This window comes from Polaromonas sp. CG_9.7 (assembly GCF_015752205.1).
In the GTDB taxonomy this organism is placed as follows: domain Bacteria; phylum Pseudomonadota; class Gammaproteobacteria; order Burkholderiales; family Burkholderiaceae_C; genus Polaromonas.
Window position 1 is genome coordinate 58,923 of the sequence record NZ_JADOVG010000020.1, and the last position, 15,639, is coordinate 74,561.

The following is a 15,639-nucleotide window of genomic DNA, read 5'->3' on the forward strand; positions in this document are numbered from 1 at the left end:
CCCAGAAAGTCCACCATGAGTCACAAACAAATCCGAAATATCGCCATCATCGCCCACGTCGACCATGGCAAGACCACCATGGTCGACCAGTTGCTGCGCCAGTCCGGCACCTTTGCCGACCATGAAAAGGTCGTCGATACCGTGATGGACAACAACGCCATTGAAAAAGAGCGTGGCATCACCATCCTGGCCAAGAACTGCGCCGTGACCTGGGAAGGCACGCACATCAACATCGTCGATACCCCGGGCCACGCCGACTTTGGCGGCGAAGTCGAGCGCGCGCTGTCCATGGTTGATGGTGTAGTGCTGCTGATCGATGCCCAGGAGGGCCCGATGCCCCAGACGCGCTTCGTCACCAAGAAGGCGCTGGCCCTGGGCCTCAAGCCCATCGTGGTGGTCAACAAGGTGGACAAGCCCGGCGCCAATCCAGACAAGGTCATCAACGCCACGTTCGACTTGTTCGACAAGCTTGGCGCCACCGACGAACAGCTTGATTTCCCCGTGGTCTATGCCTCGGGCATCAACGGCTGGTCGTCGCTGGAAGAAGGCGAGCAGGGCGAACAGTGGGGCCCCGACATGTCGGCCCTGTTCAACACCGTGCTCAAGCACGTGCCTGCCCAGAAAGGTGACCCTGACGCACCACTGCAGCTGCAGATATCCGCGCTTGACTTTTCAACTTTCGTCGGCCGCATCGGTGTGGGCCGCATCAGCCAGGGCACGATTCGCCCGATGATGGACGTGGTCGTGATGGAAGGTCCGGACGGCAAGCCCGTCAAGGGACGCGTCAACCAGGTGCTGACATTCCAGGGTCTGGAGCGTGTGCAGGCGACTGAAGCCGGCCCCGGCGAAATCGTGCTGATCAACGGCCTGACCGACATCGGCATTGGTGTGACTATCACCGACCCGGTCAATCCTATGCCGTTGCCCATGCTCAAAGTTGATGAGCCGACGCTGACCATGAACTTTTGCGTCAACACCAGCCCGCTGGCCGGCCGCGAAGGCAAGTACGTCACCAGCCGCCAGATTTGGGACCGCCTGCAAAAGGAACTGCAGCACAATGTCGCCCTTCGCGTGAAGGAAACCGACGAGGAAGGCATTTTTGAAGTCATGGGTCGGGGCGAGTTGCACCTCACCATCCTGCTGGAAAACATGCGCCGTGAAGGTTTTGAGATGGCGGTTTCCAAGCCGCGTGTCGTGATGAAAGACGTGAACGGTGAAAAGCACGAGCCGATCGAACTGGTGACCGCCGACATCGAAGAGCAGCACCAGGGCGGCGTGATGCAGGCACTGGGCGAGCGCAAAGGCGAACTGGTCAATATGGACCCGGACGGCCGTGGCCGAGTGCGCCTGGAATACCGCATTCCAGCGCGTGGCCTGATCGGTTTCACCAACGAATTCCTGAATTTGACGCGAGGCTCTGGCCTGATCGCCAACATTTTCGACTGCTACGAGCCGCACAAGGGCGACATCGGCGGGCGCAAGAACGGCGTGCTGATTTCCATGGATGCCGGTGAAATTTTCACTTACGCCCTGGGTAAACTCGACGATCGCGGTCGCATGTTCGTCAAGGCGAACGATCCGGTGTACGAAGGCATGATCGTCGGCATCCACAGCCGCGACAACGACCTGGTGGTCAACGCCACGCGCACCAAGCAGTTGACCAACTTCCGCGTGTCGGGCAAGGAAGACGCGATCAAGATCACGCCGCCAATCGAATGCACCCTGGAATATGGCGTTGAGTTCATCGAGGACGACGAATTGGTCGAAATCACACCCAAGTCGATTCGCCTTCGCAAACGCTACCTGACCGAAAGCGAGCGCAAGCGCTCCGGCCGTTAAGTAAAAACGGCTTTGGCCGTTGAATAAAACTGGCTTAAGCGCCTGTAAAAGCTGTTCAAGGCCACTGCATGCAGTGGCCTTTTTACTGTTCTCACTGACACACTTGATAAAGCCAATCTCTTGGCGTGTGGCGGTGTGGTGATCTTGATTACGATTGCGCTGATGCAACCGCCCGATGAATCAAGGCCGGTGATGTCTTATGGGTGGTGTTTGCGTTGACACGGTGCCGCGTTCCAGTGCGCTGACAGGCGATTCGCTGGTCATTTGCGCACTGGTGGTGAATAAATAGATTAAATGGAAACAGAAAGCATGACAACAGAAACTAACAAAATCGATGCAGCCGGCGATGTGCTGGCCGAACGTCAAGGCAATGCCGGGCTGATCACATTGAACCGGCCCAAGGCGCTCAATGCCCTGTCGCTGTCCATGGTTCGTGACCTGTTCAATATCTTGCGTGCCTGGCAAGACGATCCTGACGTGCATCTGGTCGCGATTCGAGGCACCAACAAAACGGGCCGTCCCGGAACACCGGAAAGCCTGTTTGGCGGGTTTTGTGCTGGCGGTGACATCCGGTTTTTTCATCAGGCAGCGCTGGCTGGCGAAGCCGCGCTGGATGAGTTTTTTACCGAGGAATATCAACTCAACCATCTGATCCAGACCTATTCCAAGCCCTATATCGCCTTCATGGACGGTGTGGTGATGGGCGGCGGCATGGGTATCAGCCAAGGTGCGCGGGTACGTATCGTTACCGAGCGCACCAAAATGGCCATGCCTGAGACCAATATCGGCCTGTTCCCGGACGTGGGCGGCGGCTATTTCCTGAGCCGTTGTCCGGGCCACGTGGGCGAATACCTGGCACTGACCGGCGAAGTCATAGGGGCCGAGGAAGCCATCGACTATGGACTGGCAGATGTGAAACTTGATGCGGCTGCCTTGCCGACGCTGTGGGTCGAACTGGGCACCACGCTGTGGGCGTCAGTGGCGCAAGCTGATCAATGGATTACATCAAAATTTATATCTGAAAGTAGCCGTCCAGTCTGCGTAACGGGTCATATTGATCAATTTTTCTCGTTGCTGCGCATCAAGCATATTGTCGATGCGCTTGAAAAAGCCAAGGACGACCGCTGGGCTGCCCGGATCGCCGGGGTACTGCGCAAGCGCTCGCCGTTGATGTTGCATGTCACGCTCGAGCAGATTCGCCGTGCCCGCAGCATGACGCTGGCCGATGACTTGCGCATGGAGCGCGACATGGTGCATCAGTGCTTTTACCTGCGCCCCGGGGTAGAAAGCGAAACTGTCGAGGGTATCCGCGCACTGGCGGTGGACAAGGACTACATGCCGAAATGGAAGCCGGCGCGCATCGAGGACGTGAAGCCAGGCATGGCTGATGCCTTTTTCGTCAGTCCTTGGAGTGCGCAAACGCATCCTTTAGGAAACCTGTAGAAGAATCGATTGGCAGGGCATCTCAGCTGTCACTTGCCAATCTTCACGACGAATGTTATCTACATAAAAAGTTATTAACAAAATAATTTCATCAAACCACTAAGTAAAGAAGAACAACGAACGATTATTCGTTGTCGATCTAATCGGACAAATCTCAAATTTTTTCGAATTCGCACACGATATGTTTATCGGTTCCTTGACTTCATGGCCCGGTCAACTTCGCGCTTGCCTTCGCGGTCCTTGATAGTGTCGCGCTTGTCATGCTCGGCCTTGCCTTTGGCCAGGCCAATCTCGCACTTCACCCTGCCGGCCTTCCAGTGCATGTTGAGCGGCACCAGCGTGAAACCCTTTTGTTCGATCTTGCCAATCAAACGGCGAATTTCTTCCTTGTGCATCAGAAGCTTCTTGGTACGTACAGAGTCGGGCCGGATATGGGTCGATGCAGTGCCCAGCGGGTTGATCTGGCAGCCAATGATGAACAACTCGCCGCCCCGGATCACCACATAGCCGTCGGTGAGCTGGACTTTGCCCTCGCGCACCGACTTGACTTCCCAGCCTTCCAGCACCATGCCGGCTTCGAACCGCTCTTCAATGTGGTAGTTGAAGGTAGCCTTCTTGTTGTCGGCAATGCGCACTGCAGCGGCAGCGGCCTTGGGTGAAAGATTTGCTGCCGATTTGCCCACCGGTTTGCCCGAAGAGGAGACAGCTGGTTTTTTGGAGGAATTTGCTTCTTTGGTGGCCATGACTAAGATATTGGAGCAGAGGGGCGAAGCAGCACTTGTGGCTCATACAATTGCCCCCAGCCTTAGATTGTATGAAAACCGTTCACAAGTCCGTTCTTATCTGGTACAGCCCCGCTGAAATGTTTGCGCTGGTCACCGATGTTGCCAGCTATCCGCAGTTTTTGCCTTGGTGCGACCGTGCCTCGGTGGAAGAGGAGACTGCTCAGGGCATGGTAGCCAAGGTGGGCATATCCATTGCTGGCATCCGGCAAAGTTTCACCACACACAATACACATACGCTTGACCAGAAGGTCATTCTCAAGCTGGTCAAAGGTCCATTTTCCAAATTGGAAGGTGAGTGGAACTTTTTACCTTTAGGCGATGGCAGCCAGCGTGCATGCAAGGTTGAGTTTGCCATGAGCTATGACTTCGATAACGGAACGCTGGCGGCGCTGGTCGGGCCGGTGTTTGACAAGATCGCTGGCAGTCTGGTAGATGCATTTGTGAAGCGAGCGTCTCAGGTCTATGGCGACGCTTGAGGCATCTAAAAAGGCCTTGCGGATGAACATAACACTGGTTTACTCACCCGCACCGCGGCAAGTCAGGGAGTGGGTGCTTGAGTTAGAGCTTGGCACAACCGTAATTCAAGCACTTTTGGCTTGCAGCATCTTTAAAGAATATCCGGAACTTGCCAACAAGCCGACAACAGGCATCTGGGGGCGAAAAATCCGGCTCAACCAACCTTTGGCAGACAAGGACCGGATAGAAATCTACCGACCCTTGCGTGTTGATCCGAAAACCGCGAGGCGTGAGCGCTTTGACCGTCAGGGCGTTAAAAGCGCGGGGTTATTCACCCAAAAGCGGCTTGGCGCAAAAGCCGGCTATTGAATCGGTAAGCGTGCCTGCAGGTTATTTCACGCAATCGCTTTCTGCAATCGACTGCAATCGCTTGGTTTCCGCTGACCGTGCGGCGTCATCCATGTATTCGCGCTCTCCTTTTGTATTGGTCGTGGCGATACGAATGCCTGAATTGAGGGAAGCCTGGGCTTTTTTTGCGCGTTCACAATTGTCCGCCCTGGACTTTGCAAACTCTTCAACCTCAGCCTGCTTTTTAGTTTCATCCAGCATATCGGCCTTTTTTTTCATGGCTTCGAGCTCTTTATCCTTTCCCGAAAGCTTGGGCATGCTGGTTTTCACAGCAGGCGCTGATGCAGCAAGGGCAGGCATACCGGCAGCTACATCCTGAGAGCGAGTGTCAGCCTTGAATTCTGCCTTTTTTATGATATTTTTTTGTGGCGTGTCAATGGGAGGCGGCTGGTCGCTAAATACCTTTCGACCGTCTTTGTCCAGCCATTGCCACTCGGCAAGGGCTGGAATCGTCAATACACAGCCGGCTAAAGCCAGAATCAAGGTTCGCGTCAGAAATTTGAAGTTCATGGGGAAAGTGTATCGCCGTGTTTCGATATCTAATGTATTTTGGTGATGACACTTAACCATGAGGGCTTGAAAGTGTGTGTGGCCACTGTGTGTAAAGTGAATAGTGGGGCAAAGGTACAATCGTGTTTTTGGAGCTTTCTCTATGCGCCTACTCGGCAAAGCGCTCACCTTCGACGACGTATTGTTGGTGCCAGCGTTCTCCCAGGTCCTTCCCAAGGACGCCCTTCTTTCCACCCAGTTCTCCCGCAACATCCGCCTGAACCTGCCGCTGGTTTCAGCCGCCATGGACACGGTTACCGAAGCGCGGCTGGCAATTGCCATTGCGCAGGAGGGTGGCATCGGCATCGTTCATAAAAACCTCACGCCGCAGCAGCAAGCCGCCGAGGTGTCACGCGTCAAGCGCTACGAAAGTGGCGTTTTGCGCGACCCGGTCGTTATCACTCCAACGCATACAGTGCGGCAGGTTATGGCGCTCAGCGAGCAGCTCGGCATTTCTGGCTTTCCGGTAATTGATGGCGGCAAGGTAGTTGGCATCGTGACCGGACGCGACATGCGGTTCGAGTCGCGCATGGACGTGCCGGTCAGCACCATCATGACGCCGCGCGATCGCTTGATCACCATGCCTGATACGGCCACGCTTGCGGACGCCAAGGCGCTGCTGAACAAGCACAGGCTGGAACGTGTGCTTCTGATCAATGACGAGTTCGAGCTCAAGGGCTTAATCACGGTCAAGGACATCACCAAACAAACGACTTTTCCGAATGCTGCGCGCGACCTGCATGGGAAGCTGCGCGTCGGCGCAGCTGTCGGTGTGGGCGAGGGCACCGAAGAGCGCGTCGAGGCCCTGGTCCGCGCAGGCGTCGACGCAATCGTCGTTGATACCGCGCATGGCCACAGCAAGGGCGTGATTGACCGGGTACGCTGGGTCAAGCAAAACTATCCGCACATTGACGTGATTGGTGGAAACATCGCCACGGGAGCAGCAGCATTGGCGCTGGTCGAAGCGGGCGCTGATGCCGTCAAGGTCGGTATCGGTCCGGGAAGTATCTGCACCACTCGCATTGTTGCGGGCGTTGGCATGCCGCAAATCATGGCCATTGACAGCGTCGCGACCGCTTTGCGTGGCACGGGCGTTCCCCTGATAGCCGACGGCGGCATTCGCTACAGCGGCGATATTGCCAAAGCCATTGCTGCTGGCGCCGGCACGGTCATGATGGGCGGCATGTTTGCAGGGACTGAAGAAGCGCCCGGCGAAGTTATTTTGTTTCAAGGCCGAAGCTATAAAAGCTATCGCGGCATGGGCAGCATCGGCGCCATGCAGCAAGGCAGTGCTGATCGCTATTTCCAGGAGTCCAGCACTGGCAATCCCAATGCCGACAAACTGGTGCCTGAGGGCATTGAAGGCCGTGTTCCTTATAAAGGTTCGATGGTCGCCATCATTTACCAGATGGCTGGTGGATTGCGCGCCAGCATGGGCTATTGCGGCTGCGCCACCATCGAGGAAATGCAGAACAAGTCTGAATTTGTCGAGATCACCTCCGCAGGCATTCGCGAAAGCCATGTGCATGACGTTCAGATCACCAAGGAAGCGCCTAATTACCGCGCTGAATAAAGCCTTTTCAATGCATTCTGGGCGTCTGGCGGCAGGCGCCCTTTTTCTTTTTGACTGAACCATCGCCCAAGGCGTCTTTCATGCAGCACCAAAAAATTCTCATTCTTGATTTCGGCTCACAGGTCACCCAACTGATCGCGCGTCGGGTCCGCGAAGCGCATGTTTTCTGTGAAGTCCATCCATGCGATGTGAGCGATGACTGGGTTCGTGAATATGCAAGTGACGGCAACCTGAAAGGCATCATCTTGTCAGGCAGCCACGCAAGCATTTACGAAGAAGCCACAGATAAGGCGCCGCAGTCAGTGTTTAATCTGGGTATTCCGGTGCTGGGCATCTGCTATGGCATGCAGGCCATGGCGTACCAGCTGGGCGGCAAGGTCGAAGGTGGACACAAGCGTGAATTTGGCCATGCCGATGTTCGGGCACGCGGCCACACGGCGCTGCTAAAAGATATTCAAGACTTCGCGACATCAGACGGGCAGGACATGCTCACCGTCTGGATGAGTCATGGTGACAAGGTGACTGAAATGCCGCCTGGTTTCAAGCTCATGGCCAGCACCGACAGCTGCCCAATTGCTGGTATCGCAGACGAAGAACGGCATTTCTACGGCCTTCAGTTTCATCCCGAAGTCACGCATACCAAACAGGGTGCAGCCATTCTCAACCGATTTGTCCTGGACATTTGCGCTACCCGTCCCGACTGGGTTATGGGCGACTACATTGCCGAAGCCGTCGAAAAAATCCGCCAGCAGGTTGGGGATGAAGAGGTCATTCTGGGCTTGTCGGGCGGCGTTGATTCATCGGTGGCTGCAGCCCTAATTCACCGCGCCATTGGCGAGCAACTCACTTGTGTATTTGTCGATCATGGCCTGCTTCGCTTGAACGAGGGCGACATGGTAATGGAGATGTTTGTCGGCAAGCTGCATGCCAAAGTGATTCGCGTCGATGCGGCTGAACAGTTTCTGGGACACCTTGCCGGCGTAAGCGATCCGGAAGCCAAACGAAAGATCATCGGACGTGAGTTTGTCGAGGTGTTCAAGGCGGAAGCTGCGCGGCTAAAGGCGGGACTTGACGGCGCGTATAAAGGTGCAAAATGGCTAGCCCAAGGAACCATTTATCCCGACGTGATCGAGTCAGGCGGCGCCAAGAGCAAAAAAGCCGTCACGATCAAGAGCCATCATAACGTCGGTGGTCTGCCCGAACAGCTGGGCCTGAAGCTGCTCGAACCCCTGCGCGAATTGTTCAAAGACGAGGTGCGCGAGTTAGGGGTAGCGTTGGGGCTGCCGCACGACATGGTCTACCGCCATCCCTTCCCAGGACCTGGGCTGGGCGTGAGAATTTTGGGACAAGTGAAAAAAGAATATGCCGATTTGCTGCGCCAAGCGGATGCTATTTTTATCGAAGAGTTGCGAAACTTCAAGGATGCGGAAACCGGACAGACCTGGTACGACCTGACTAGCCAGGCATTTGCGGTATTTCTGCCAGTAAAAAGCGTTGGTGTGATGGGCGATGGCCGGACGTATGAGTATGTAGTGGCATTGCGGGCAGTGCAAACCAATGATTTCATGACTGCAGATTGGGCTGAACTGCCTTATGCGCTGCTTAAAAAGGTTTCAGGCCGCATCATCAACGAAGTTCGTGGCATCAACCGCGTCACCTACGACGTCAGTAGTAAGCCACCTGCAACCATCGAGTGGGAATAATCTCTTTTGCTGACGAGTGCGCTGGCTTGGCTGTCTTTCAAAAAATGCTTCTGATCTGTTGACAGTTTGGATGTAATTCTGAATTAAGCTTGCGGCCATGTACCTGCCTCCCCATTTCGAAGGTGATCGTGCACAGGCTGCGGATTTGATGCGGCAGCCTCCTTTCGCCAACTTTTTCAGTGTTGACGCGTCGGGTCTTCCTTTCACCACCCATTTGCCGCTGCCTCTGGAAAAGACGGATGACCTTCCAGGTCTAAAGATATTCACCCTGCTGGGAAATTTTGCCGGAGGAAATTCCCATTGTCGATATTTTCGGGACCGACTGCAGGCAGTTGTGAATTTTCTCGGTCCTCACGCTTATTTGTCACCTACGGTTTACCCTGACTTGGCATGCGTTCCGACGTGGAATTATGTGGCCGTGCATTGCACCGTGCAAGCGACGCAGATGGATGACGCTGCGGCCAAAAATAGTTTTCTGAAAAAGCTTATTGATGATCATGAGCCAACCTATGATAAACAATGGCAGGGAATAGAGAATGCATATTCGCAGAAAATGCTGACAGTCATTCTAGGGTTCGAGTTGCAGGTATTGGACTTGCAATTTAAATTAAAACTTAACCAGCACCGACCCGAAGCCTCTTTAGCCATGCAGGCCATTTATGAGAACGGCAAAGATTGCGACCAATACCTTGGGCGCTGGATGAAACGCATCGCCAAATAACCAGCAATAATTCTGAAAGTTTGAAATGCGTCTTGTTCTTGTATGGATAAGTTTGTTGATTGCACTTGCTGTGGTTGGACTCCTGGCAAAAAAATATATGGGTGATGTAACGGCAGCACAAGACCCTGCGATTACTCGAAACACTATCACCGAGTCAGCTGGACTTTCTGATGTCAAAAATTCTGTGTTGCAATCTCAGCAGATTAAAGATCATGTCAGGCAGTCGCTCGAAGCGGCCTTCAAAATTTCCAGAACCTCAGATGAAGAGTAAACAATGATGTCTGTACTTTGCCGTGTGCAGCTTCTGGCTATACTTCAAGTAGCACATGAATGACGCCGACTTCATGAAAATGGCGCTTGAACAGGCAAGAATAGCTGCCTCGTCAGGGGAGGTTCCTGTCGGCGCTGTCATTGTTAGGCTAAAACAAGTGATTGCCAGGGGCCGAAACTCCTTGATTAGTGGCAACGATCCAACTGCACACGCCGAGATCGTCGCATTAAGAGCGGCAGCAAAAATACTCGGAAACTATCGGCTTAATGAATGTGAACTGTTTGTCACTTTGGAGCCATGCGCCATGTGCAGTGGCGCCATACTGAATGCAAGGCTTAAACGTGTGGTGTTTGGAGCCTCCGAGCCAAAAACCGGGGCAGCTGGTTCTGTCATTAATCTGTTTGCACAATCATCACTTAACCATAAAACCGAATGCCAAGGCGGCGTACTTGCCGATGCGAGTCGAGGCCTGATGCAGGATTTTTTTCGTCAACGCCGGTTCGAAAAGCGTGCATCGGAACTACGACGCCATCCCTTACGCGATGATGCACTGCGTACACCCGATGCTGTTTTCGATGATTTGCCTGACTATCCCTGGATTTCGAATTACCGCAGCGATCTGTGCGCACTGGGCGGTTTGAGAATTCACTATCTTGATGAACAGATGGCTTCGTTTGTAAAAGATCCCGAACGGAAACCCATCACCTATCTGTGTTTGCACAATATTCCAGGCTGGAGTTACGAATTTCGAAAAATAATTCCGCAACTACTTCAATCTGGGGACAGGGTGGTCGTACCGGATTTGATTGGGTGCGGCAAAAGCGACAAACCCAAGAAGTCTATTTTTCATACATTTGCACGACATCGCCAGATATTATTGGAATTGGTAGAAGCACTTGATTTAAGTAATATCGTTCTGGTGTTTCCAGAACGGCAAGGACTTATGGGTTTGACATTACCGATGTCTGAACCGAAACGTTATCGAGGTCTAAAAGCAATAAATCTAGCAGGGGAATTCTCCGAAAAAGTGCATTTTATGTGTGAAGGAATTGCCCTGTGGAAACTGGCAACTTGTCGACAAGTTGATCATGATTTAATTTATCCACATAAATTAAAAAATACTGAGTCAAGTTATTCCTCTAAAGAAAAAGAAGAGTCATTTTCGATCTTGCAGAATTATCATGTAGCGTCACTTTCGTTGTCAGACCTGATGCGCAGCCAAAATAGTGAAAATCATCTACAGATATTACAAGAATCTGAAAGATTCTGGAGTTTTCAGAATCTAAGCTGAACGCTAATTATTTTTTAAATGCGCATCAATTGCAATTGAATGTAATCTACAAAATTAATTAAAAATAAAATAGTAATATGCAAAAGTAATAGGAAAATTAGTCTTGTGAAAAAATCAATATATATATTCTCCCCTTCGAGCGCAGTAAGCGATAAGCTTGCTTTCAAGCGGGGTGTAAAACGCCTGAAATCATTAGGTTATGAAGTAGAAGTTGACAAAGCTGCATTAGAAATTCATCAACGCTTTGCAGGAGATGACGAAACACGCATCGCGGCCATTTACAGGGCTTGTGCGAGCGGTGCAGATATTGCAATGATTTCCCGTGGAGGTTATGGACTCACACGCATACTTCCGGCAATAGATTACGAAATTGTTTCAACAGCCATAAGTCGTGGAACTCAATTTGTCGGATTTAGCGACTTTACGGCATTCCAAATGGCATTATTTGCCAAGACTGGAGCTGTAAGTTGGGCAGGTCCTTCACTGGGAGAGGATTTTGGAGCCTTAGCTGGTTCTGATGACATTATGGAAGCATGCTTTAATGACATGGTGACAGGTCAAGGGGAGGGTAGCGGCTGGAGAATGCCAAAGACAGTTATTAAACAAAAAGATCCATTTAGCGTAAGCACAGCGTACAGTATCGACAATTCTGTTCTCTGGGGAGGTAATCTGGCGATGCTGACATCTCTGGTCGGAACACCATATCTTCCTGTGGTAGAAAATGGCATCTTGTTTATTGAAGATATTGGGGAGCATCCTTACCGCGTTGAGCGTATGCTTGCCCAGTTGCTCCAAGCCGGTATATTGGCACAACAAAGGGCCATCATATTTGGCCAGTTCACTCAGTATAAATTGGTCCCACATGATAAAAATTATCAAATGGCCAGCGTGATCGAGTGGTTAAAAAAACAGGTAAATGCATTGGTACTTACCGGTCTTCCATTCGGGCATGTTGCTACTAAAATTGTTTTGCCTGTTGGTATGCCCGTAACACTAGCAGTGGAGGGCCGCGACGCATTTTTGCTCTGGGGCCATCAGCATTGAACGATGCGTAAATAATCAATAAATCTAATCCATGGCAGAACTCACCGTCGTTTTTGCAGATCTAACTGGAAGTACTGCCATATTCGAAAAACTTGGCAATACAAAAGCGGTTCAAGTAATCACCAGCTTGACCCATTGGATTGGACATGTCTGTGAAAAGCATAACGGACATGTAGTGAAATATCTCGGAGACGGCGTACTTATCCTCTTTAAGGAAAGTGATAATGCTCTAATTGCTGCAATAGAACTACAGAAAATTCATCACGATCGAATCCGACATTGGCCACTTGCATTAAAAATGCGGCTTCAAATTGGTATGGCGCGAGGGGATGTTGTAGAACAGGATGGTGATTGCTATGGCGATGCCGTTAACGTTGCATCACGGCTAAGCGATCTTTCGGGCTCAGAACAAATACTTATTAATGAAAGCGTTAGTAACCAAATATCTAATTTATCTTCTTTTAGATCACGCTGTCTTGGGCCGATGATAATTAGAGGTCGTGTGGAAACTTGCATTGTTTACCGCGTGGAATGGCAGGATGAAATTCATTCAGAAGTTTTTACCGTACCAGCAAGGTTAATGCCGTCGACCTTTAAAAAAAATGATTTAAAAACGACTTATTTAGAATTATCTTGGCTTGATATTAATGTGAAGTTTAATGTTGCTGATCTTCCTGTTTATCTTGGCCGTGACGATGATGCACAATTTGTTGTTCAAGACCCCCGTGTATCCCGAAAACATGCAGTGATTGAGTGGAGAACTGGAAATTTCTATTTAAAAGATATAAGTAGCTATGGAACCTGGTTACGATTTTCCAATGGGGACTCAACTATTTCTTTACGTCGACAGGACTGTATGCTTCTGCTTAATGGAGAGATAGCTCTTGGTGCATCATTCGAAGATTTTAGTGTACCAACAGTCACATTCAAATTTCAGGGTGAAACTTGATATTTTTTAAGCTGGTACTGCGTCTAGATTAATCCTATTCCAATGACGATGAAACGCAATTTCGGTCTGAAAAAATTCTGATATTTGTCCATCAAGGGCCTTACGTGTGTCGGCCAGTATTACTCCAGGTGTTGGTATAGTAATTGAATCAATGGTTTTGTCTGTACTAAATCCTAAAGTTGTTAGTAATTGACTGCCTTCATTCAAAGCGCAAATTGTCTTTCCGTGCTTATATGCTTCAAGAACAAAATGAATTGCTCCGCCAAAGCTACACAGACCCGTTGTACTTTCCTGACCTCCAGGTATTAACACTGCATCGAACATAATAGATGGCATAGTAAAAAAAGTGTGATCTATGGCAATTCTTTTACCTGTAGTTGTAGATACACTCCCGAGTTCAATACTTATAAACTTGCAGATTCCACCTGCTTCAATCAGATCCATCACAAGACTTCTAAAAGGACTAGCATCAACTCCATTTGTTACCAATATGGCAATTTTTCTTGTTTTTATATTAACTATATTACGTGGTGCCATACTTAAGGTTGCGTCTTCAAGAATCTTTAAAGAATTCCTACAATGTCGAAAACCAATTCGACCGGATGCAGCTTTTAGATCAGGCGCATTAATTCCGAGACCTGAGGCAACACGACCTGCAAATTTCAAATCAACATGGGCAAGGTTGTCGACCACCCTTTGTCTAATAACAGACGACTCTACTTTAGATAACTCAAACTTGAAAGCTGCAACGATGTGTTCCTTTTCAAAAACACTCTGACTGTTCCAAAATAAGGTTGCTTGCGAAAAATGGTCATCAAAAGAAAAATGTCTGTTCCTCGATTTTGATAATCCGATCAGATTGGATTGCGACTTAAATCCAGCAGTATTTCCATCAATACGTAATTCAATATCGTTAGCCAATGTATTGGGTTCATATGCAACCCTGCCTTTATTGATAGTCTGACGATGGAGGCCTCCGCGCTGATAATTGTGAACTGGACAAACACTGCGATTGATTGGAATTTCATGAAAATTTGCACCACCCAGACGTGCCAACTGAGAGTCTGTATAAGAAAAAAGTCTTCCCTGTAAAAGAGGATCATTAGAAAAATCTATACCCGGGACAAGATTTCCTGGGTGAAAAGCGACTTGTTCAGTTTCTGAAAAAAAATTTTCAACATTTCTATTCAGTGTCATTTTCCCAATAATTTGCACGGGTACTTGTGATTCAGGAATTAGCTTTGTTGCATCGAGTATGTTAATACCCAACTCATCTTCGCGTCCAGCATCCACGATCTGTACACCTAACTCCCATTCAGGAAAATTGCCAGTATCGATACACTCCCAAAGATCCCGGCGAAGAAAATCTGGATCTTTGCCTGCTATTTTTTGAGCTTCATCCCAGTCAAGAGCATGTACTCCCAATTTTGGTTTCCAGTGAAACTTCACAAAAAAAGCGTCTTGTCGTGCATTGATGAAACGGAAAGCATGCACACCAAATCCTTCCATCATTCTAAAGCTGCGAGGCAAACCTCTATCTGACATAGTCCACATCAGCATATTCGTTACCTCGGGCTCTAAAGAGGCAAAGTCCCAAAATGTATCGTGCGCACTGCTGGCTTGCGGCATTTCATTGTGTGGTTCTGGTTTTAGGGCATGTATCAGGTCTGGGAATTTAATTGCATCCTGAATATAAAAAACAGGAATGCTGTTACCAACTAAGTCATAATTTCCCTGTTCTGTATAAAATTTTACTGCGAATCCACGCACATCCCGGACTGTGTCAGCCGATCCTTGAGAACCCAACGCACCGGAAAATCGTACAAAAACGGGTGTTTCAATTTCAGGATCTTGCAAAAATGCAGCACTTGTATATTGAACCATTGAAATATATGGCTTAAAAAATCCATGCGCTCCACAACCTCTGGCATTCACAGCACGTTCAGCAATGCGTTCGTGGCCAAAATGCATAATTTTCTCTCTGAGAATAAAATCTTCCACCAGTGTAGGTCCATTATCACTAGCTTTAAGAGAGTTGTGATTATCTGATAACTGAACACCCTGATTGCTCGTTAAATCAGAATTCACTGGAATAGTAAATAATTCAAGTTGTTCTAATTTTTTATTAGAGATAGTATTGCGCGTGTTGGACACATTACGTTTTGGGAGCATTGGCATAAAATTCCTCGATGATGACTGTTTTAAAACGGCTTAGATAATAAGCGGACATGACCTGTCTTTGTCAGAAGAATTTCATGCTATTTTTTTTATCAATTACTTTATATAAGTTTATATCTCTTTTTAGTGAAAGAAAATAGAGCTACTTTTACTAGGTTAATCCTCAGTCAGCTGGAGTCAAAACGTAAGGTACTTTTTTGTTACGTTGTCTTGGCGAATAGTGATTTTAATATTAGTATATTTTCAAAAATCATACAATATTTTTGCGGCATGAAGCGAAATGAGGTTTGCATTATTTACAGCTACAACGCACAGAACGCAGTCGATGAGACGGTTAACAGGCTGCTGAAATACCTCCCAGGTGGTCCACGCCCCCAACCCCTGGGACGTTTTAGCTTGATACCGATTCACTGACCCAGCCAGAGCCCA

The 15,639-nt window shown here is 49.6% G+C and carries 15 protein-coding genes; 11 read left to right on the forward strand and 4 right to left on the reverse strand.

Features of this window, described 5'->3' with window-relative positions; translation table 11 throughout:
* Window positions 1-15 precede the first annotated feature (15 nt).
* Both typA and IWX87_RS16710 read left to right on the forward strand, forming a co-directional pair.
* A complete protein-coding gene (gene typA, locus IWX87_RS16705; protein WP_196864650.1) occupies window positions 16-1,839 on the forward strand; it encodes a translational GTPase TypA in 1,824 nt (607 codons plus the stop codon).
* A 309-nt stretch (window positions 1,840-2,148) separates the two neighbouring features.
* Complete coding sequence (locus tag IWX87_RS16710; RefSeq protein WP_196864651.1) at window positions 2,149-3,282, forward strand: enoyl-CoA hydratase/isomerase family protein; 1,134 nt, start codon at window positions 2,149-2,151, stop codon at window positions 3,280-3,282.
* A 185-nt stretch (window positions 3,283-3,467) separates the two neighbouring features.
* Here IWX87_RS16710 and smpB read toward each other — a convergent pair whose 3' ends face one another.
* Complete coding sequence (gene smpB / locus IWX87_RS16715) at window positions 3,468-4,025, reverse strand: SsrA-binding protein SmpB (RefSeq protein WP_231374863.1); 558 nt, start codon at window positions 4,023-4,025, stop codon at window positions 3,468-3,470.
* 71 nt (window positions 4,026-4,096) lie between these two features.
* Between smpB and IWX87_RS16720 the strand changes: the two genes are divergently transcribed.
* On the forward strand, window positions 4,097-4,543 hold the full coding sequence (locus IWX87_RS16720) for a type II toxin-antitoxin system RatA family toxin (protein WP_196864652.1): 447 nt from the start codon (window positions 4,097-4,099) through the stop codon (window positions 4,541-4,543).
* Window positions 4,530-4,892, forward strand: coding sequence for an RnfH family protein (locus IWX87_RS16725; protein WP_231376562.1), 363 nt, complete (start codon window positions 4,530-4,532; stop codon window positions 4,890-4,892). Before IWX87_RS16720 ends, IWX87_RS16725 begins: the two co-directional genes overlap by 14 nt.
* Window positions 4,893-4,913: 21 nt before the next feature.
* Here the strand turns inward: IWX87_RS16725 and IWX87_RS16730 are convergent, their stop codons facing one another.
* Window positions 4,914-5,441 carry a DUF4124 domain-containing protein gene (locus IWX87_RS16730; protein WP_196864654.1) on the reverse strand — a complete coding sequence of 176 codons (528 nt, stop codon included), beginning with the start codon at window positions 5,439-5,441 and terminating at the stop codon, window positions 4,914-4,916.
* Window positions 5,442-5,583: 142 nt separating this feature from the next.
* Between IWX87_RS16730 and guaB the strand changes: the two genes are divergently transcribed.
* From guaB to IWX87_RS16765, 7 genes are all read left to right on the forward strand, one after another.
* Window positions 5,584-7,053, forward strand: a complete 1,470-nt coding sequence (gene guaB / locus IWX87_RS16735) for an IMP dehydrogenase (RefSeq protein ID WP_196864655.1) — start codon at window positions 5,584-5,586, stop codon at window positions 7,051-7,053.
* Window positions 7,054-7,133: 80 nt separating this feature from the next.
* Complete coding sequence (guaA, locus tag IWX87_RS16740; RefSeq protein WP_196864656.1) at window positions 7,134-8,756, forward strand: glutamine-hydrolyzing GMP synthase; 1,623 nt, start codon at window positions 7,134-7,136, stop codon at window positions 8,754-8,756.
* A gap of 97 nt (window positions 8,757-8,853) precedes the next feature.
* Window positions 8,854-9,477: an FMN-binding negative transcriptional regulator gene (locus IWX87_RS16745; protein WP_196864657.1), complete on the forward strand. Its 624-nt coding sequence runs from the start codon at window positions 8,854-8,856 to the stop codon at window positions 9,475-9,477.
* Window positions 9,478-9,502: 25 nt separating this feature from the next.
* The gene (locus tag IWX87_RS16750; RefSeq protein ID WP_196864658.1) at window positions 9,503-9,748 is read left to right on the forward strand and encodes a hypothetical protein; all 246 of its coding nucleotides are present in this window, start codon (window positions 9,503-9,505) and stop codon (window positions 9,746-9,748) included.
* A gap of 55 nt (window positions 9,749-9,803) precedes the next feature.
* The gene (tadA, locus tag IWX87_RS16755; RefSeq protein ID WP_196864659.1) at window positions 9,804-11,039 is read left to right on the forward strand and encodes a tRNA adenosine(34) deaminase TadA; all 1,236 of its coding nucleotides are present in this window, start codon (window positions 9,804-9,806) and stop codon (window positions 11,037-11,039) included.
* Between the two features lie 105 nt (window positions 11,040-11,144).
* On the forward strand, window positions 11,145-12,083 hold the full coding sequence (locus IWX87_RS16760) for an LD-carboxypeptidase (RefSeq protein ID WP_196864660.1): 939 nt from the start codon (window positions 11,145-11,147) through the stop codon (window positions 12,081-12,083).
* Window positions 12,084-12,114: 31 nt separating this feature from the next.
* The gene (locus tag IWX87_RS16765; protein WP_196864661.1) at window positions 12,115-13,032 is read left to right on the forward strand and encodes an adenylate/guanylate cyclase domain-containing protein; all 918 of its coding nucleotides are present in this window, start codon (window positions 12,115-12,117) and stop codon (window positions 13,030-13,032) included.
* A 6-nt stretch (window positions 13,033-13,038) separates the two neighbouring features.
* Here IWX87_RS16765 and IWX87_RS16770 read toward each other — a convergent pair whose 3' ends face one another.
* Together IWX87_RS16770 and IWX87_RS19765 are read right to left on the reverse strand one after the other, a co-directional pair.
* Window positions 13,039-15,210 carry a catalase gene (locus IWX87_RS16770; protein WP_196864662.1) on the reverse strand — a complete coding sequence of 724 codons (2,172 nt, stop codon included), beginning with the start codon at window positions 15,208-15,210 and terminating at the stop codon, window positions 13,039-13,041.
* Window positions 15,211-15,453: 243 nt separating this feature from the next.
* A partial coding sequence (locus IWX87_RS19765) for a hypothetical protein (protein WP_231374862.1) occupies window positions 15,454-15,639 on the reverse strand: 186 nt, incomplete at its 5' end.